The sequence below is a fragment of the Gallaecimonas zhanjiangensis genome, assembly GCF_057624825.1.
This window is the reverse complement of the sequence record NZ_CM172603.1, coordinates 3,569,171-3,585,952: the sequence shown is the minus strand read 5'-3', so window position 1 is coordinate 3,585,952 and position 16,782 is coordinate 3,569,171. Positions and strand designations below refer to the sequence as shown.

Genomic DNA, 16,782 nt, shown 5'->3' with positions numbered 1-16,782 from the left:
CCCCGCAATGCGGGGCTTTATTTTTGGCTGTCGCGCCAGGTCAACCAGAGCCGGGTGTCCAGCTCCAACTGGTGATAAGCCGGTTCGATATGGCAGCACAGCTGGTAGAAGCGCTTGTTGTGGTCCTTTTCCTGAAAATGGGCCAGCTCGTGGGCCAATATCATGCTTAAAAACTCCGGCGGCCCCTCCCGAAACAGGGCGGCGATGGTCAGGCTGTTGCGGGTTTTGATTTTGCTGCCCTGCACCTGGGCCTGGTAGGTGTGCAGCCCCAGGGTGTGTTTGACCGGGCTGAGCTTGGCATCAAAGCGCGCCGAGGCCAGTGGCGGGGCGTTACGCATGTACTGCTCTTTTAGCTCCCGCGCCAGTTGGTAAAGTGCCTTGTCGCTCTGCACCTGGTGGCGCTCGGGGTATTTTCGCTCGAGGTAGAGGCCGAGCTTGTCGTTATCGATGAGATCTCGGGCTTGAGCTTGAATAGATTCGGGATACCCCTGCAGGTATTTCAGCATGGCCAGTTGTCGTTCCTCTGCCTTAAATCCGCACTTTTGGCGCCATATTTGGCATATCGCCTTGAATTAAACATGGGATTGTCTATTTAACCATCAGGGCCCATGAAAAGGCCCTTATCCTGCCACCGGCACCACCTGCCACACAATCACGGAAGAAGGATCTTTCATCATGGGGCTTTTTACCACCATCAGAGGCAAGTACACCCTGGCATTCTCGGTAATGAGTGCCGTGTTTTTGGTTGTGGTCGTGGGTACTTACCTGCTGGTGTCGTACCTTCAGCACAATGTTGGGCGCTATGCACCGGGAGTTAGCCTTATCCAAAACGCCGACCGGGACCTCTACCAGTCGCGCCTGGCTTTGAGTAACCTGGTCTATGACCCTGCCCACAGCCCGGCCCTGGCCGAAGACGCCCGCAGCAATGCCCGCCAGGCTTTCGAGCGGATGGACAGCTTTCGCCAGATGGCCGCTGGCCTGCCACAGGTGCAGCAGCTGTTGGGGGACTTTGACGCCTTTTACCGTGCCTGGCAGCAAAGCAGTGAAGAAGTGATGGCGCTGCAAGACACTGACCTTGCCAAGGCCTCGGCCCTCTTGGCTGGCGCCAATAGCCAGCATTTTTCGCGCCTGCGCGGCCTTTATGACAAATCTGAAGAGCTGATAACCGCCATCGCTGCCGATGAAAAGGCGCAAAGCAACGCCTATGCCGACAGTTTTAAAAAGGTGGTGCTGGTACTGGCTGGCTTGGTGCTGCTGAGCAGTATCTCCCTGGCCTGGCTGGCGCCTCGCAACATTGCCCTGGCCATCAACAAGGTCACCCGTGGGGTGCGGGAGATAAGCTCGGGGGACGGCGACCTTAGCCGGCGCATCAACAACAAGGCCGGGGACGAAACCGGCGAGCTGAGCCGCGAGGTGGACGAGTTTGTCGGCAAACTGGCCGGGCTCATCATGAAGGTTAAGGCCGGTTGCGACGGTATCCGCAGGGAAATGGGAGATATCGGCAAAGGGGCCGACCAATCCGCCGACCTTAGCGACAAGCAAAACCAGTCTTTGGAGCTTATCGTTACCGCCATTGAAGAGATGAGCGCCGCTACCCGCGAAGTGGCCCAAAACGCCACTGGCACCGTAACCGAAGTCGAGCAGCTGGCCAGCATGACCCGCAGCGGCATGGCGTCTTTGGACAACTCCACCAGCCAGCTGCAGGAACTGTCACTACAGATAAGCGACGCTGCCGAGGTTATCAATGCACTGTCGGCAAGCTCTGAGCGCATTATCTCGGTGCTGGATGTGATTGTCGGCATTGCCGAGCAGACCAACCTGTTGGCCCTCAATGCCGCCATTGAAGCAGCCCGGGCCGGCGAGCAGGGCCGGGGTTTTGCGGTGGTGGCCGATGAGGTGCGCACCCTTGCCAGCCGCACCCAGGCGTCTACCACCGATATCCAGGCCATGATCAACGAGCTGCAAAACGGCGTTGGCAAGGCGGTCAGCGCCATTTCCGCCAATGTCACCATGGCCAGGGACACGGTAGAGCACACCGAGGCGGCCAAAGCGGCTCTGGAGCGGGTGCAAGGGGCTTCGGAGCGTATCTACGACCTTAGCGCCCAGACCGCCAGCGCCGTCGAAGAGCAAAGCAAGGTGGCCGAGACCATCAACGAGAACCTCAGCGAACTGGCGCAGATGTCAGGGCGGATAAAAGAGATCTCCAGCAAGGTCAGCCAGTCGGTGCAGCAAACCCTGAGTAATTCCAACCAACTGGCAGGGCAGGTCAAACGCTTCTCCGTCTAACCCCTCTCGTTTGAATACCTGTGGCCCGGCGCAGTGCCGGGCCATAGGCTTTCGCCTCATTTACCAGCGCTGGTAAATGCCCTTGCTGTAGAGGTTCCACTCGGCGGCGCGGCGGTTGGCCAGGCCCTGGTTGAACTTGCCCTGGGATTTATTCCAGGCTTTCCACGCCTCCTCTAAATCCGCATAAGGGGTGGGTGTGGCGGGGTCGTTCACCAATTTGAGCACCGACGAGCTGCTAAAGGCGCCAATGCCGATGTTGAACATCAAAATCACCAAGGCATCGAACTTGTACTGGGTGAGGGTGCGGGTAACCAGGCGGTTTACGGCTTGTTCAAAAGGGGCCAGGTCACTTTTAAAAAGGGCCTCGGCGCCGGCCACATTCAAGCCCTCTGCGTAAAGGGGCCACTGCGCCTCGCTGATAAGGTGCCCGTAGCCGATGGTGGCGCCAGGCACCCATTGGTGGATCACATTGCCGTTTTGGTCGTCGTAGGGTTTGAGGGCCAGGGTCTCGATGCTTTTTAAAAGATCCAGGCCCTGAGGGCTTAGGGATAAGGCGTTCATCAATTCACCTCCGTTGTGACAGGCGCTTAGCAAACCGCAGCCGCTAGCTGCCGGTAAGGGGAAGGCCTTCCCCGTCCATGTTTTGCTGCTTAATTAATAGCGCGCCGTGGAGGTTTGATTGAAAAAGCCGGCAAAAAGACCTGGCCGATGGCCATGCTAGCTAACCCCTTAGTGGCTGGCGGTCAGGCTGGCGGAAGCCTCAGCAGGTTGGTCGGCCAGGGCGGCAAGGTATTGCTGATAGGTGTCTTGGCCCCAGCCAATCAGTTTGTCGTCGCTAAACAGCAGCGGCGTGCATTCGTCACGGGTGGTGATGCCATCGGATTTGGTCTGGTGGGTGCGATAAAACAGAATGGTCAGGGCTTTGCCCTGGCTGAACTTGGCTTCACTGAAATCGGCGCTGCCCATCAACTGGTGGATGTGCTCGGTGCTCAGGCCCAGTTTCAATTCGGCCAACTTGCTCTGGTTATAGGCCTGGCGGTCTTCCCAGCTCATGTTGTCTACCGAGGGCTGATAAAAGATCAGCACCATGCCAACGTAGGCAGCGTAAGCCAGCACAATGGCGGCCACCACCCAGGGCATTTTGCTTTTCATGTTTATTCCTTAACATTTGCGCTTCATTAATGAGCCTGTTATGAAACATCAGCAGACGCCAGCTGTAAACCGCAGCTTTGTAAGCGGGTATTTGCAAATGCCTGTTTGTGTTGCTGGAATTGATTTCAACTCATTGAAAGTAAACAAATAGATGGATTTTCTGGTTTGAGCCCGCTCCCTGGCCCCTGGCCAGGGCCCTTATTTTTTGTTCAAGGAAGAACGCCATGACCTTAGCCTTACTGGCATTAACATCCGTGTTGCAATTGCCCGCCGAATGGCTGACCCGCTACTGGCAGGACGGCATGAACACCACCGTGGTTAACGAAGCGGTGGCCTACCGGGGCGAAACCGTGCGTTTTAACCACCTGCTGTGGCGTGTCGACAGCCACTCGGTGTGTTTTGACCAGCAGCAAGATGCCAGCCGCTACAGCCACTGCACTCAAAACGCCAAGGCCCTTTTTGGCGAACTCTGTCAGCAGGTACAGGAGCAGCGCCATAAAAACATGTTTTGCCAGGCGGCAGCCAATTTCCGGCTGATGGTGGCGCAGATCAGCGATTACGGCGCCGGCCAGGTGGCAACCTTGAAGCGTCAATGTGGAGACTTACGGGTCCAGGCCATGGCCGACAAAAGCAAGGTGGCGGAGCGTAACCGGGTATGCGGGCAATACCAGGCATTGCTGGGCGGGGCTAGCTCTTCGCCACAGTAGGCTGCAACTGTCTGAAATGGTTAAATATTTGTAGGGTTTGCTTAACGGTAGCTGGCTGGCGCGGCGTTTTTTAGCGGCGCGTCTGATAAGACTCTCTAAATTTAAAAATATTCTTGGCGCACCACTGGTGGCGGGTGCGCTAAAGAGTAGTATTAAGCCTCTTTTTTGTTGTGGGTCCTGGATGTGTCAACTGTGAATGGCGCTGTTGTGATCACCCCTCCTTCTGAAAGTGCTGCCAAAGTGGCGGCACCCCCAAGCGGCCGTTTGATCGAGTTCGATCTGTTGCGGGGGCTGGCTATTGTCGTGATTTTGCTGGGCCACTCTGTGGTTAATTCCAACCACGGGTTCCCGGTGTGGTTGGAAAACCTGGTGCGTGGCGGCACCGGTGTTTTTGTGTTTATTTCCGGCTTCTTTTTCCACCGCATTTTTTACAAGCGCTTTGAATACAAAGACTTCATGGTGAAAAAGGCCCAAAACGTCTTTTTACCCTTTTTATGTGTGTCCCTGGTGGGGCTGCTGGTGGGGCTGGCGGGGTCAATGCTGATTGACGGCAGCACCTGGCAGGCGGCGGTAGGCCGTGGCTGGGAGCAAGTGAAAAACGGCTATGTGCTTTTCCCGCACTGGTACATTCCCTTTATCATGCTCACCTTTTTGTGCTCGCCGCTGCACATGCACTACATTCGGCTGCCCGCTGCGGCGCAGCTGACAACCTTATTGGTGTTCTCGGTAACCGCCATTTTCATGCACCGGCCATTGGGTAACGTCGACCCATTGCAATCGATGGTGTACTTCACCCCCTTTTACTTGCTGGGCATGCTTTATTCCCAGTACCTGCCCTGGTTTCGCCAGTACTACCGTTACCTTTTTACACTGTCGCTGCTGGCGTTGGTGGCCACTGTCTGGCTGCAATCTGAAGTCTGGGTACACCTGGGTAATTACCATAAGGCGCCGTTTAAATACGGCGGGGTAGACCTGCAATTTATCCAGAAGATGGGGCTGTGCATTTTGCTTATCGGCCTTTGCGAGCGGTTGACCTGGCAAAAAATATCGGACCACCTTTGCATGCTGGCCAACCTCAGTTTTGCCATTTTCTTCCTGCACCCGCTGCTGGCCCTGGCTTGGGGCAACGGCCACTATTATCTACTCAAGCACGGCTACCTGGGTGAGCACCAAACTGTGCTGGCCAGTCTTGGGTTGTCGCTGCTGCTGTTCCTGTTCCTGCTCTACGGCACCGTGCTGCTGATTAAACTGCTCAAGCCACTGCTGGGCGATAAAAGCCGGATGGTCATCGGCTGCTAACATCATCAGGGATATAAAAAAGGCCGCCACGTTTTTTAATGTGGCGGCTTTTGTTTATGGAATGTTCTTATTTTATTTAAGTGCATTTTCTTTATTTTGTGCATTAAATTTATTGGCTTTTAATCGCCGAAAAATAGATTTATACCACTAGCTATTAGTCGAATTGTCGGCCAAGAATTTAAATTCTAGATTGCCAACAACCCATAAAAATATTCAATTTACGGCAGCGGAGCTTTTGCAGTGAGCATTCCCAACAGTTCTACGCAGGCTTCTGCGCCCGGCAACGGCTGGGCTCAGAAGTGGTGGCATATTCTCGATAACTGGAAAGTCGGCATCATCCCCTTGCCCATCTTTGTGCTGGCCGGGGTGCTTATCCTCATCGATGGCCTGGACGGCGAGTTCCCCAGCAATATGGTGGTGATGACGGCGGTACTGGCCTTCTTCGGCTTTGCCTGCGGTGAGTTCGGTAAGCGCTTGCCGCTGCTGGGTAAACTGGGGGCGGCGGCCATCTGTGCCACCTTTATCCCCTCGGCGCTGGTCTATTACCAGCTGCTGCCCGACGCCATGGTCAGCTCGGTTACCCACTACTTTAAATCCACCAACATTCTCTACCTCTACATCTGCTGCATCATTGTCGGCAGCATCATGAGCATGAATCGCAAGGTGCTTATTCAGGGCTTTTTGCGGATCTTCGTGCCCATGGCCTGTGGCGAAGTGGTAGGCATGGCCCTGGGCATGCTGGCGGGGCTGGCCCTTGGCATGGACCCTTTCCACACCTTTTTCTTTATCGTGTTACCCATCATGGCCGGTGGCGTAGGGGAGGGGGCAATACCGCTCTCCATCGGTTATGCCACAGTGCTGCATATGGAGCAGGGCGTGGCCTTTGGCCAAATTCTGCCGATGGTGATGCTGGGCAGCCTGGTGGCCATTATCACCGCCGGGGTGCTGAACCAACTGGGCAAACGCTACCCGCACCTGACCGGCGAAGGCCGGCTGCTGCCGGGCGATAAACATGACGCCGCAGCCAACCTCAACGACCAGGGCAACCCGGTGTTTGATGTGTCTACCATCGCCGCCGGGGCGCTGCTTGCCATCTTGCTGTACATGGTGGGCATGCTGGCCCAGAAGTGGACAGGCCTGCCGGCGCCGGTGGCTATGCTGTTTGCCGCCGTGCTGATCAAGCTGTGCCAGGGGGTGTCGCCCAAAATGCTGGAAGGCTCGCGCATGGTGTATCGCTTCTTCCAACAAGCTGTCACTTACCCCATCCTCTTTGCCGTCGGCGTAGCCATTACCCCCTGGCAATCTTTGATGGCGGCCTTCACCCTCTCCAACCTGCTGGTCATAGTGGTGACGGTGTTGTCGCTGGTGGCCACCGGCTTTGTGGTGGGCCGCAAGATGGGCATGTACCCCATCGACGTGGCCATTGTCTCTTGCTGCCAAAGCGGCCAGGGCGGCACTGGTGATGTGGCCATTTTGAGCTCCGGTAACCGCATGGTGCTGATGCCCTTCGCGCAAATCGCCACCCGCATCGGCGGTGCCATTAACGTGTCGGTGGCGCTGCTGCTCCTTAACCACTTCCTGGGGTAGGCCAGATTGGGGTAAGCATTTGGCGATAGCGTTGAGCCCTGCCTTTATCGCCGGATGCTTACCCCATGCTGTCAACCCTGACGTTGCTGATGTCTCTGTCTGCTTCTCCCCTGGCGGGCAACGCCCAGGAGATGCGCTACGACAACCGTGGCCGCCCTGTTACCCAGGCCTATGTGAATGACCAAGGGCCCTATTTTTTTGTTGTCGATACCGCCGCGCAAAGCAGCCTGCTGTCGCCACGGCTGGGCGACAAGCTGGGCCTTAGCACCATGGACAGCGGCCTTCGCATCAACGGTGCCACCGGCTCCACTCAGGCGCAGATGTATCCGGTAGAGCGCTTTTCTTCCCGCTTTTTTGACCAGCGCCAAGTGGGCCTTTTAAAGCTCCCTAACCCCAACTCCACCCCGGCAGCTGGCATCATCGGCATGGAATATTTTGCCGGGGGCAAATTGGTTTTTGATGCCCAAGGCAAAGAGCTACGTGCCGAGGTGTCTGGCCCGGCGCCCAAAGGGGATATCACCATCAAGGGGGAAACCCGCGACGGCAGCCTGCTGGTAGTGCCGGTTAAGGTTAATGGCATTGAGGTTCATGCCCTTATCGACACCGGCGCAGCGGTAACCCTGGCCAACCCCGCCCTGTTAAACGCCCTTGGCTGGAACAAAGACGACCCGCACTTTAGCGACGGCGGGCAGATCACCGGCGCCACCAGCAGCGGCCAAGGCGTGAAAAAGGCCGAGCTGGACAGCATCGAGCTTGGCGGCATGCGCCTTAGCCATGTGCCGGTGTATTTCTCCGCCGGTGACGACACCTCGCAACCCATGCTCACCCTGGGGGTGGATGTACTGGATCTCCTGCAAGGCTACGCCTTGGATTTCCCGCGCGGCGAGCTGCAAATTCAGGTGCCAAAGCGCGGCTAACCGCCCTTTCCCCTTAGGCCATGGCCTTGGCCGGCGACTTACCCAGTACGGTGGCGGCGCTGGCCAGGGTAAACAGCAGCATGACCCAAGCCATGGATATAGATGCCCCAGCCGCCAGCCTAGTAGCGCTTTAGCTCAACGGCGCTCAGCATGGCAAAGGCAAAAATCAGCGGCGCGGCATAGTGAAATTCAATGCCCGCCGCCGTCAGCAAAGGCTGAAGCAAAAAGATATAGAGCAGCAGCAACGGCAGCCCGATAAGCCCCACCTTCAGCATATTGATGCGCCGCGCCACGGTGCTGGCGCAGTGGGGGCAGGGGAATCGGCCAGGGCCCGATAACACCGCAAAGTAATGCTTCACCTCAACCTGGCACTTGGGGCACTTCATCCTTGGCTTCTCTTCACAATCAGTTTGAGCGCCAGCTTATCTGCAACAATTGCTAGCCGGTAGCGCCGTTTTGTAACTAGTTGATTAGCTGGGCTGGGCCGTCGCTAGGGAGTGGATCGGCTGTCTTATGCCATGCGCTCAAGGGCGTCTTTCAGGGTAAGGAGCTGAGCGCCTTGCTCGATTGCCAGTTGCCGAAAGGGCTCGCTGACCCCTAAATCCTTGCTAACCCGCTGCCAAAAGGTGAGGGCCGGTTGCCAGGCCCAGCGCCAGTGCTCGCCGGCAACCTCGGCGCTCAATACGGGCGCCAGTGGCTCGTCACGCATATCGCCTTGGCGGCTAGGGGCGAAGGCCATGGGCAACATGTCGTAGATGGGGGCCAGGCTCAGTGGCTTTTGGCCGTCATAAAGGAAAGAGAGATTACCGTGGTGCATGTCGCTGTTGGCGATAAGGCGGCCAAAGCACCAGGCCCTGCTGGCATCAATAGCGGCCTGTTCAGATACCACATTTTGCCTGGCAAGGGCTGCCACCAGCCGAGGCCAATTACTGGTAGCGTCACCGACAAACTGCGCATCTAGCATGGCCAGCGATATCAGCCCCCGGCGGCCAAGTGCGCCACAGCGGTCAAAGCGCTTACTGGCCAGAAAATAGCGGTTAGCTTGCTCGATGATGTGGCAATGGGCGCTGCGAAGCCCGGCCTCATCAAGCACGGCCAGCGCCAGTGCCTCGCAAATCAGCAAGTCGCCCCAGCGCCTGGCCTGTTCTTTAGCAAGGGGCGCAGAGAACTTCACCAGGCAATGCTCACCGTCTAAATAGCAGGCAAATTTGGGCTGTTCCCCGGCCGCCGAAGACCCCACCGGCTCACCGGCCATGGCCTGCTCAGCAAGCCCTTGCAGAGCGGGTTTATTGATGGCGGTTGGCGCGTCATGCAGCCACTGCTGATACGCCTTTTCTCCCACCAACAGATTGCCGAAGGTATCGCGAGGCTGAGTACTAAGGGCGATTAACACCTCGTCATCGCTCCAATCCCGAGGGTCTTCTGCCAAGTGCAGCGTTGCCGTGATTTGCCTGGCTAAGGCCCGGCCCATAAAGCCCTGGGGGCGCATATCTGCCAGCCACCAGGGCAGGCTTTCAAAGCACTCAAAACTGCCGTCGGGCGAAAGGCTCAGATATCCGGCCGGGTATACCGAATACAAGGTGGTCAGCAGCGCCGCCTTGCCGCTTTCGTCTATCCGATATAGTGGCCAGTGATTATGGCCGCTGACAGTGCGCCTTAAAAAGTAGCGACTGGCCCTGGCTTTACCTACCGCCAATACCGCCTCACCCATGTCGCGCAAGCGGCGCGACACGGTGGGCTGGCTCAAGCCACTGAGCTTTGCCAGTTCAGTGGTACTGCGGCCTTCGGTTAACAACAGGGTACGGATAGCATCGGTCATGACGAGATTCGTGAATAGATACTTGAATAGATTTATCTTGGTTTGATGTTAGCTATATCAATAGGTTAAGGCAAGTTTTTGGTGGTATCTGAATAGATAATGGTGGGGGAGTGAAGAGATACGGGGAGCGGTTCAGGCGGCTCACACTGGTGAGCGTATGTTTGGGTGACTGTTGGGCTCGATAAAAGCGCCCTGCATTGCCCGGCAGGGCATTATTCATCGTGGCGGCTGGCAACGGCCTTCGGTGCAGCGAGAGCCGGGCAGCAACCAACCCGACACCTGGTAGCGATTGGCGGCAAACCACAGATAAAGCCGGTCAGCTAGGCCGCGTAGCAAGCGCAGCGGCGCCGTCAACCAGCCGCGCCCCACCAAAGACCAAGCCTTGTGGGTCACATCCAGGCCTTTGATAAGTGTCCAATTATCCAGCCCCAACAAAATGCGGCCAGCCTCGGCTTTATCAATCTGCGGCCACCGCTCGGCAAAGTCTGGGTGCTGAATATCTTCAAACTGCAAAGCGCAGCGCTTGTCCAGGCGGCGCAAATGCTGCACCTCGTTAACGCAAAGCGGGCAATAGCCGTCAAAGAAGAGAATAAGGGTTGGCAAAGTGAACCTCCTTTTGCGCAGGGCATACGCAAGGGCGTGGTGTTAGCTTTGATGAGAAAAAATTTGATAGCCAGATAAGTGCAGAAAATGCGTGTTAAATATTTATTCTAAGCTACTAAAAATCAACTTAATCGGGTATCTTTAGTGGCGTCATATTATTTTTATAAAGACATTGGAAGGTCGTTAACCTTTAGCAAGGAGCAAACTATGGAATATTATGACTATCTGGAAATACCTGGCGCTACTGATATTGAAATAGCTGAAGAAGAAAAAGCGATAGGCCACTCCTTTCCTGAACTCCTTAAAGAGGTTCTACGGACTAAACAGGGGTTTCGGCCAAGTAAATTCAAGATGAGAGTGAATGGTGGCCCTATCGTTAGAATGCAAAATTTTTGTTGCTGTCGTGGTAAGCATGATCGCAATAGCTATACTATCGATGCCAATACCGATCAAGTTAGAACTGATTGCCCAGTAGATCTTTCACATATTGTTGTCTTTGCTATCTGTAGCCCGCAAACCCGACTTTGCTTAGATTACCATCAGCTTACTGATGGCGAACCCGCTGTTATTTTTGCTAATCTGGATTTTATACTGCCCGATGATCGAGCTTTCAAATATGTCTGCAAAAACTTCGATGAGTTTATGAACTTAGTGAGAGTTAATTCCTTTTCTGATTAATTTCTAAGGGTTGAATTCATCAATTTTTGGGGAGTGTGTCGGTGCATGTAAGACTTTTTTTCATATTGTTCATTCTGCTGATTTTCGCAGAGAAAGGTGCTAGCGGCCAACAACTTAAAGATGGAAGCGAGGAGGCCTGTCAGTCACTATCAAGTATGGAAGATACGATTTTTTCAAGAGACGAAGGTCATTTTAATAAATGGCTTGCCATGATTGTTGATGCCGCAGCTGCGCAGTGCCCACAAGCACAATATGTTTATGCCCAAGTGTTATTAAAGGGCCGAAATGTCCCGGTGAATATCCCTAAAGCCCTTAAGCTGCTCGAAGCATCAAAAAACAAAGAGCCAAGAAGCAAAGAGTTATTGGCGTTGATTTACCTGCAAGAGTCTGCACCGGGGGCTGTACCATTGGATACAGATAAAGGTGTTAAATTACTTACAGAGAGTGCAAGTGCAGGGCTGGAAACATCGCAATACTTGCTTGGTACTTTTTATCTGCATGGTGATGACGGCATTAAACAAGATAATCTCCAAGCATACTATTGGTTAAGACGCGCCGCTGAGCAAGACAACAAGGTCGCACAGCTAACGCTCTCGCGTATTGTAGGCCAGGGTTTTGATGTGCCAGCCGATAAAAAAGCCAGTGAGGAATGGGAGTGTATTGCTAACAACCAGCATGGCTTTGATAGTTTTGGGGTTTGTGAAAATTAACGCTTAGAGCGATATAGGAATATTGTTCCCTTTAAAAAAGGAGTATATCTTTCAGCTGATGGGCAGTTGATGCGGGACTAGGGGAATAAATGCATAAGTTGTTGATAGCCGTATTGTCGGTCGCTTTCTCCCTGCCGGTTTTGGCTGAGGGATATGCCCAAGAGGCCATGGCGAAGCGTGTTGATACTGCGACGGAGTTACTGCTAGGGCGGTTAGAGCAGGAAAATACCAGCAAGCATCAAGGGCTCGTTGAAGATCATATGAGATTTTCCGAGACGCTGCAAAAAACTAAGCGCCGTCCAAATCCCTATCAGTGCGGTTTGATAATTAGGCCGGATGAGCCCCGTTATCCGGTTTCCTACACCGTTCAGTATCTTGGGCGGTTGGAGGAATTTACACCACTGGATGGAAAGACTCAGGTCAGTGAAATCTGGAGTGTTGGCAAGGCGCAATAGCTTGTTCTTGCCAGTGACTATAAATAACAGTTCCTAATTGTGAGCCATTCCATGCTGCTACAGCCCTCGAAAACATGGACTCCGGGGCTGCTCAGAGTTATCTACTATTCGGCACAGCTATTTAGGTGCCGTGTTTCTTCAACTGACCCGGTTTGACGACTCGCCACATGGTTTGCTGGATAATGCTACGGGCACTTTTTCAACGCCTCTGAAAAAAGAAACGTGTATTGGCTTTGGATTGTGCTTTGGTAAATCTCTCCTTGGCTAAGCGTAACGGCGCAGCCATTCGGGAAGTCTATCTGTACGGAAGATACAGATTTTACCATTGAGTCGCTCTGGCTATGTGAGCGCATTCCCGAGGTCCATTCAATATGTTCGCCCTGGCCAAGTTTGCCTTGTGACAGTGCTGAAGTGTTATCCCAGGTAACGGTATAGTGTGCTGGATAAGGAGTGTCATTTTCTATGCCGAAAACAGCAATGCCTTCACCTTGGTAAAGGCACCCCGTAAGGAGCAGCGCTGAGGCGTAGAAAACTAGTTTACCCATGGTAGTTTACTCAAGTTAAGTAGATATCTTCTTGTTATTAGTATTTTTTATAGCTGAATTATCAAGTCGGCTTGCGTAGCACTCCACGAAGGCAGCACAGCTTGTATTTAGTCACTTACATGTCACCCTTTTGAGTTCTCCGCTTTGAGTGAGAAGTTCATAGTGGTTTCTGTAACTGGCAAGCAGTATGTCTCCATTTAACAATTGGTGGCTTTTATAGGGTTGTGTGATTGTGAATAAGGAGGTGAGTTTGGAATCGTTGTTCAGTAACCAGATGTCACCTTTATCGCCGCGTATTCCTGGGTCAGTACTGACCACAATTACCCCAAAAGGCATTTGATAGATATTATCTACTCGTACCTCAGCCAGTCGCTCGGCTTTACCCGAATCACTTAGCAACATCACTTCACCTCCTCGCTCCCCGAAGTCGGCTCCTGTTAGCAACATCTTGCCAAGACGCAAGGTGACAAAGGGGGTGACCTCGTAATGCTCCAATTCTTTCACTGTTGAGGCATAAGGCATTATATGCACTTGGGTTACTTGATAACTGCCGGTATTGATATCTGTGATACGAGTTTTCACTGTCCTAATGCTGGCGTCATCATTGGACTTTGCTAAGAAAGCGGCATAACCAGTTTTGTCATATTGAAACTTGGCTGCAGGTTTTTGGTACCTTTTGTTTGGTTCCAAGTTGAGGTCTTTGCCTGATGTGCAGTCAATGGCTTCAAAAAGCTCTGCCTGCACTGGAGTGCTAAGGGCGAGAATAAGGATAAATAGCTTACTTAGCATCTAAGGTCATCCCTGCATGAAGGGTGTTTAGCTTATCCGGGACTTTATTCTCAAGACAAGAGTGAAGTTTAATCTTGCAAGACCTACTCGGAGCCCATTGCTTCTCGCTGCCAAAAGGCACGGTTCACGATTCGATGCCGTAAGTTCATGCAGATTTCCTGGTTAACACTTGCTATTTGTCTTGGCGTTTAAGGCACAGCAATTTGTCTCGTCAGCTTATTCAGCAGGCATAGGGCGCTCCATTTAAAGAAGCCCCAAAGGCCCTAAACGCAGGCCACAAGCATTGGTTTACGCCCCGCGAACTTCAGTAGCCACACTGGGCAACAAGACAGGTCTGTTGCGTACTTCTTGCTTTTTTCTGCTTGCCTTGTCACCTTAATGCCTAGTGAACAAGTGCCAGGGACAGGCTGCCGTACTCACCCGCCCCGGGCCAAGTCAGTGGAAGACGCTATGGCCAAGTTTCTCAATACCAGTGCCACCAATTACTTTCTGGAAGAGCTGATCAAAGCTCTGAATGCAGGGTGGAGCCCCTACACGCGCCCTACTTTTGAGGCCAAAAGTCAGCGGGGGTGCCCAGACAAAACCACGGCCCACGTTCCGCCAATGAGTTCAGATAGTCAGTGTGTTGTTAGCCTGCCGTGGCGGCTCATTCCGGTTCGCACGTCCTGTGCTCACGCTCAACAGCTGCGAAGCTGTGCTTCACCGTGCAAGCTTCGCCCCGACGCGTCCTCCGCTCGACTAAGCTGGCCGCCTCGCATCCATGTCTCGCGTCAGCTCACGCTCCCGTCAGTGAGGCGCTGCTGCGCTTAACGGGCTAAAGGTCCAAAGCCGGTAGCTTCGTTATCGTGATGGTTTTATTGAGATGGTGGAGAGGATGTCCTTGTTCAATACAACAGGTGTAAATTTAGCGCTGACTATATATACAACGATTAATAAGTAGAGATAACTTTTTTGTGGTTTTTATATAAATTATCATCTAGCCAATATTCTGCGCAGTTTCTAAGTGATAAAAAATTTATTTTTTCTTTAAAATAATTTCTTATTTCATTTATTTTATTCCCAAGGTCAGTGCCGTTAAAACCACTCGCCTTGACAGTTTCAATCTCCTTGCTTATTAATCTTCTCTTTATTTCATCTACTATAGGTTTAATCATTCGATCTTCTAAGTCATGACCATCAATGAATTGATAAGAGTTATTTTCATTTAATCCTAATTCATTAGTGTTTTTAATGAATTCCTTGAATTTATCGTCTTCATTTATATCTAATCTCTGGTTGAGAATTTCAAGGGATTTATCAAAAAGATCCCACTTGTCGTCAAAGAATGGATTAATTAAATCTCTTGGAATGATCATTTTATGAAAGTCAGCATGTCCTATCGTTGTTGATTCTATATCTAAAAGATATAAATACTTTAATAAAAACGGGTATATTTTTATTGAGTATTTAGATAAGAAATAATCAAATTTATATGGATTTTCTTGAAAGTAAAAATATTTACTCAGACAGCTATTAAGGCATACATAAGAATTTGTCAGACTTTCTTTGCTATAACCAATAGAATGTATAATGTAAGGATTTACTTTAAGTTCGTTGCATATATCACTCTTATTTGAAAGGAAAATATCAAAGTCTGCATCAACAGCAAAAATTACTGACTCGCTTGCATTGCTGTAGTGATCTTTGAATCTACTTTTCCCTCTGGATAAATCGTCTAGTTGACCTGGTCCTCTAGCAACACTGAAATTAAATCTAGAGCATATGTCTTTTCCAATGAACTTCGTCCAGAAATCCTTGTCAATTTCATTTTCTATAAATATCTGACCAATCCTGTCGTTTTTTATTCTAGCGTAAGCTTTATTAAAATTACTAGAAAAAATTTGGTCGGTGAACGTCGATTTCATTTGTCGAACTCCTCAATAAGAGAAGACACTTTTTCTATTTCAACTAAGCAATCCATCCACCCATTCATAACGACGCCGGGGGAGTGTGAGGCAATGATAATTTGGATGTTCTTATTTATTTTTCTTATTGTTGATATTAATTTTTCTTGCCAGTTTAAATGTAGTGATATTTCTGGTTCATCTAAAATTATTATTGATGGTTTTGCAGAGCTGTTCACTATTTTTAACAAAAGGAAAAGAATTTGCTTTTCTCCTGATGATAACTCGTTAAGGTTTAATTTTTTTCCATCCAGAGATGCTGAAATACTACCATTTTTTTCGATAGAGAAAGATTTTCCATCGTCATTAAAGAATCCATTCAATTCCTTTATGAAGATATTTAGTGAGCTTAATTTGTTATTCTTTATGACGTTAAAGCTTTTGTTTTTATTATCTTCATATGTCTTTGAAACATCATTAATAATAGAGAGGTTGAGTGAAGCTAGTCTGCTAATTTCTTTATCTATCATTATGTCAAGTTGAGATATTGCCTTTCCACTATATTCATCATAATCTCTCCTATCAAGTAAAAGCATATCGAAAGTGGAAATAAAATCCACTGACAAATTATCACTCAAAGAGAATCTTGGTTCTCTATCTTTATTGCTTTTGGTAGTGAAGTCATTTTCAAATCTCAGTGATTTAGCCTTGGTTTTTGAATCAGAAGTTGTTGAAATGAATTCTTTCAATCTTTTTCTTTCTTCTTCACTGATTTTTAAATCCTTATTTTTTAAAACACTTTGAAGAATATATTTAGTTATGCTTTCGTTTATATCATTTTCAACCTCGGAAACTTTACATACTTTTCCATTATTAAAAGTAAGTGTTATGGATGTGAATTTATCCAGTAGTGAAGTAATCTGGTTTGATTGAATGTCTCCATTCTTCAATGTGAAATCAATCAATCGTAGTAGAGTACTTTTACCTTTCCCGTTTCGCCCAACCAACACATTAACGTCTTTTAGATTCCAACATATATTCCATTTTGAAAAAAGACCGCTAACTTCTATCTTCCTTAAGAAATAAGGGTTTTTTAAAACCCAACTGTCAGTTTTTTCTGTCATCATAGCTTCCATATTTTAAACTTTTTGTAGAGGTTTTAGAGTTAATTGCAAGTATATACTGCTAGATAGCTTTTGCCGGTATATAAAATATATCGATATTTAGTATCTCGAATGAGACACTAAGCCAGTTGAACTTATATCCTTTAACAAAGGATTAAAAAATAGGTATCTGAAGATTGAAAAGTACGTACGTAGGTAGGCGTGAAAGTAGTTTATAGTAAGTGACTC

At 50.6% G+C, this 16,782-nt stretch carries 17 protein-coding genes and 1 pseudogene; 8 read left to right on the top strand and 10 right to left on the bottom strand.

All coding sequences use genetic code 11. The features are described 5' to 3' along the window. Window positions 1-17 precede the first annotated feature (17 nt). The gene (locus AC22G1_RS16945) at window positions 18-512 is read right to left on the bottom strand and encodes a YgjP-like metallopeptidase domain-containing protein (RefSeq protein WP_487316744.1); all 495 of its coding nucleotides are present in this window, start codon (window positions 510-512) and stop codon (window positions 18-20) included. A gap of 163 nt (window positions 513-675) precedes the next feature. Here AC22G1_RS16945 and AC22G1_RS16940 point away from each other — a divergent pair, with 163 nt between their 5' ends. Beyond that, window positions 676-2,286, top strand: a complete 1,611-nt coding sequence (locus tag AC22G1_RS16940) for a methyl-accepting chemotaxis protein (RefSeq protein WP_487314410.1) — start codon at window positions 676-678, stop codon at window positions 2,284-2,286. Between the two features lie 60 nt (window positions 2,287-2,346). Here AC22G1_RS16940 and AC22G1_RS16935 read toward each other — a convergent pair whose 3' ends face one another. Further along, entirely contained in the window at window positions 2,347-2,847 is a 501-nt protein-coding gene (locus AC22G1_RS16935) for a lysozyme (RefSeq protein WP_487314409.1), read from the bottom strand. A 168-nt stretch (window positions 2,848-3,015) separates the two neighbouring features. Next, window positions 3,016-3,438, bottom strand: a complete 423-nt coding sequence (locus AC22G1_RS16930; protein ID WP_487314408.1) for a DUF3192 domain-containing protein — start codon at window positions 3,436-3,438, stop codon at window positions 3,016-3,018. A 224-nt stretch (window positions 3,439-3,662) separates the two neighbouring features. On the opposite strand from AC22G1_RS16930, the gene AC22G1_RS16925 reads away from it, so the two are divergent. The 4 genes and pseudogenes from AC22G1_RS16925 to AC22G1_RS16910 all read left to right on the top strand — a co-directional run bounded on the left by AC22G1_RS16925 (window position 3,663) and on the right by AC22G1_RS16910 (window position 7,948). Beyond that, window positions 3,663-4,145, top strand: coding sequence for a hypothetical protein (locus AC22G1_RS16925; RefSeq protein WP_487314407.1), 483 nt, complete (start codon window positions 3,663-3,665; stop codon window positions 4,143-4,145). Window positions 4,146-4,409: 264 nt separating this feature from the next. Continuing rightward, window positions 4,410-5,444: an acyltransferase family protein gene (locus AC22G1_RS16920; RefSeq protein WP_487314406.1), complete on the top strand. Its 1,035-nt coding sequence runs from the start codon at window positions 4,410-4,412 to the stop codon at window positions 5,442-5,444. A 294-nt stretch (window positions 5,445-5,738) separates the two neighbouring features. After that, window positions 5,739-7,031: pseudogene (locus AC22G1_RS16915) on the top strand (2-hydroxycarboxylate transporter family protein); the annotation flags it as partial. A gap of 65 nt (window positions 7,032-7,096) precedes the next feature. Continuing rightward, window positions 7,097-7,948 (top strand): aspartyl protease family protein, encoded by an 852-nt coding sequence (locus tag AC22G1_RS16910; RefSeq protein WP_487314405.1) that lies wholly within the window; start codon window positions 7,097-7,099, stop codon window positions 7,946-7,948. A gap of 119 nt (window positions 7,949-8,067) precedes the next feature. On the opposite strand, the gene AC22G1_RS16905 is transcribed toward AC22G1_RS16910, so the two are convergent. From AC22G1_RS16905 to AC22G1_RS16895, 3 genes are all read right to left on the bottom strand, one after another. Then, complete coding sequence (locus AC22G1_RS16905) at window positions 8,068-8,334, bottom strand: hypothetical protein (RefSeq protein ID WP_487314404.1); 267 nt, start codon at window positions 8,332-8,334, stop codon at window positions 8,068-8,070. A gap of 125 nt (window positions 8,335-8,459) precedes the next feature. Continuing rightward, the gene (yjjJ, locus tag AC22G1_RS16900; RefSeq protein WP_487314403.1) at window positions 8,460-9,767 is read right to left on the bottom strand and encodes a type II toxin-antitoxin system HipA family toxin YjjJ; all 1,308 of its coding nucleotides are present in this window, start codon (window positions 9,765-9,767) and stop codon (window positions 8,460-8,462) included. 216 nt (window positions 9,768-9,983) lie between these two features. Next, on the bottom strand, window positions 9,984-10,370 hold the full coding sequence (locus AC22G1_RS16895; RefSeq protein WP_487314402.1) for a thiol-disulfide oxidoreductase DCC family protein: 387 nt from the start codon (window positions 10,368-10,370) through the stop codon (window positions 9,984-9,986). A 207-nt stretch (window positions 10,371-10,577) separates the two neighbouring features. On the opposite strand from AC22G1_RS16895, the gene AC22G1_RS16890 reads away from it, so the two are divergent. The 3 genes from AC22G1_RS16890 (at window position 10,578) to AC22G1_RS16880 (ending at window position 12,213) form a co-directional block, all read left to right on the top strand. After that, window positions 10,578-11,048 (top strand): SMI1/KNR4 family protein, encoded by a 471-nt coding sequence (locus tag AC22G1_RS16890; RefSeq protein WP_487314401.1) that lies wholly within the window; start codon window positions 10,578-10,580, stop codon window positions 11,046-11,048. A gap of 65 nt (window positions 11,049-11,113) precedes the next feature. After that, entirely contained in the window at window positions 11,114-11,758 is a 645-nt protein-coding gene (locus AC22G1_RS16885) for a tetratricopeptide repeat protein (protein WP_487314400.1), read from the top strand. A gap of 89 nt (window positions 11,759-11,847) precedes the next feature. Continuing rightward, window positions 11,848-12,213 carry a hypothetical protein gene (locus tag AC22G1_RS16880; RefSeq protein WP_487314399.1) on the top strand — a complete coding sequence of 122 codons (366 nt, stop codon included), beginning with the start codon at window positions 11,848-11,850 and terminating at the stop codon, window positions 12,211-12,213. 185 nt (window positions 12,214-12,398) lie between these two features. On the opposite strand, the gene AC22G1_RS16875 is transcribed toward AC22G1_RS16880, so the two are convergent. The 4 genes from AC22G1_RS16875 to AC22G1_RS16860 form a co-directional block, all read right to left on the bottom strand. Next, window positions 12,399-12,758 carry a hypothetical protein gene (locus AC22G1_RS16875; RefSeq protein ID WP_487314398.1) on the bottom strand — a complete coding sequence of 120 codons (360 nt, stop codon included), beginning with the start codon at window positions 12,756-12,758 and terminating at the stop codon, window positions 12,399-12,401. Between the two features lie 111 nt (window positions 12,759-12,869). Beyond that, window positions 12,870-13,547, bottom strand: coding sequence for a hypothetical protein (locus AC22G1_RS16870; protein WP_487314397.1), 678 nt, complete (start codon window positions 13,545-13,547; stop codon window positions 12,870-12,872). A 929-nt stretch (window positions 13,548-14,476) separates the two neighbouring features. Then, window positions 14,477-15,451, bottom strand: coding sequence for a hypothetical protein (locus AC22G1_RS16865; protein ID WP_487314396.1), 975 nt, complete (start codon window positions 15,449-15,451; stop codon window positions 14,477-14,479). Next, a complete protein-coding gene (locus tag AC22G1_RS16860; protein WP_487314395.1) occupies window positions 15,448-16,554 on the bottom strand; it encodes an ATP-binding protein in 1,107 nt (368 codons plus the stop codon). Before AC22G1_RS16860 ends, AC22G1_RS16865 begins: the two co-directional genes overlap by 4 nt. Window positions 16,555-16,782 lie beyond the last annotated feature (228 nt).

Bases quoted from the DNA above. Each gene is read 5' to 3' on its own strand.
- AC22G1_RS16865 (WP_487314396.1), bottom strand. From the start codon at position 15,451: ATGAAATCGACGTTCACCGACCAAATTTTTTCTAGTAATTTTAATAAA.
- AC22G1_RS16860 (WP_487314395.1), bottom strand. From the start codon at position 16,554: ATGACAGAAAAAACTGACAGTTGGGTTTTAAAAAACCCTTATTTCTTA.
- AC22G1_RS16870 (WP_487314397.1), bottom strand. From the start codon at position 13,547: ATGCTAAGTAAGCTATTTATCCTTATTCTCGCCCTTAGCACTCCAGTG.
- yjjJ (WP_487314403.1), bottom strand. From the start codon at position 9,767: ATGACCGATGCTATCCGTACCCTGTTGTTAACCGAAGGCCGCAGTACC.
- AC22G1_RS16910 (WP_487314405.1), top strand. From the start codon at position 7,097: ATGCTGTCAACCCTGACGTTGCTGATGTCTCTGTCTGCTTCTCCCCTG.
- AC22G1_RS16890 (WP_487314401.1), top strand. From the start codon at position 10,578: ATGGAATATTATGACTATCTGGAAATACCTGGCGCTACTGATATTGAA.
- AC22G1_RS16940 (WP_487314410.1), top strand. From the start codon at position 676: ATGGGGCTTTTTACCACCATCAGAGGCAAGTACACCCTGGCATTCTCG.
- AC22G1_RS16935 (WP_487314409.1), bottom strand. From the start codon at position 2,847: ATGAACGCCTTATCCCTAAGCCCTCAGGGCCTGGATCTTTTAAAAAGC.
- AC22G1_RS16875 (WP_487314398.1), bottom strand. From the start codon at position 12,758: ATGGGTAAACTAGTTTTCTACGCCTCAGCGCTGCTCCTTACGGGGTGC.
- AC22G1_RS16930 (WP_487314408.1), bottom strand. From the start codon at position 3,438: ATGAAAAGCAAAATGCCCTGGGTGGTGGCCGCCATTGTGCTGGCTTAC.
- AC22G1_RS16880 (WP_487314399.1), top strand. From the start codon at position 11,848: ATGCATAAGTTGTTGATAGCCGTATTGTCGGTCGCTTTCTCCCTGCCG.
- AC22G1_RS16905 (WP_487314404.1), bottom strand. From the start codon at position 8,334: ATGAAGTGCCCCAAGTGCCAGGTTGAGGTGAAGCATTACTTTGCGGTG.
- AC22G1_RS16925 (WP_487314407.1), top strand. From the start codon at position 3,663: ATGACCTTAGCCTTACTGGCATTAACATCCGTGTTGCAATTGCCCGCC.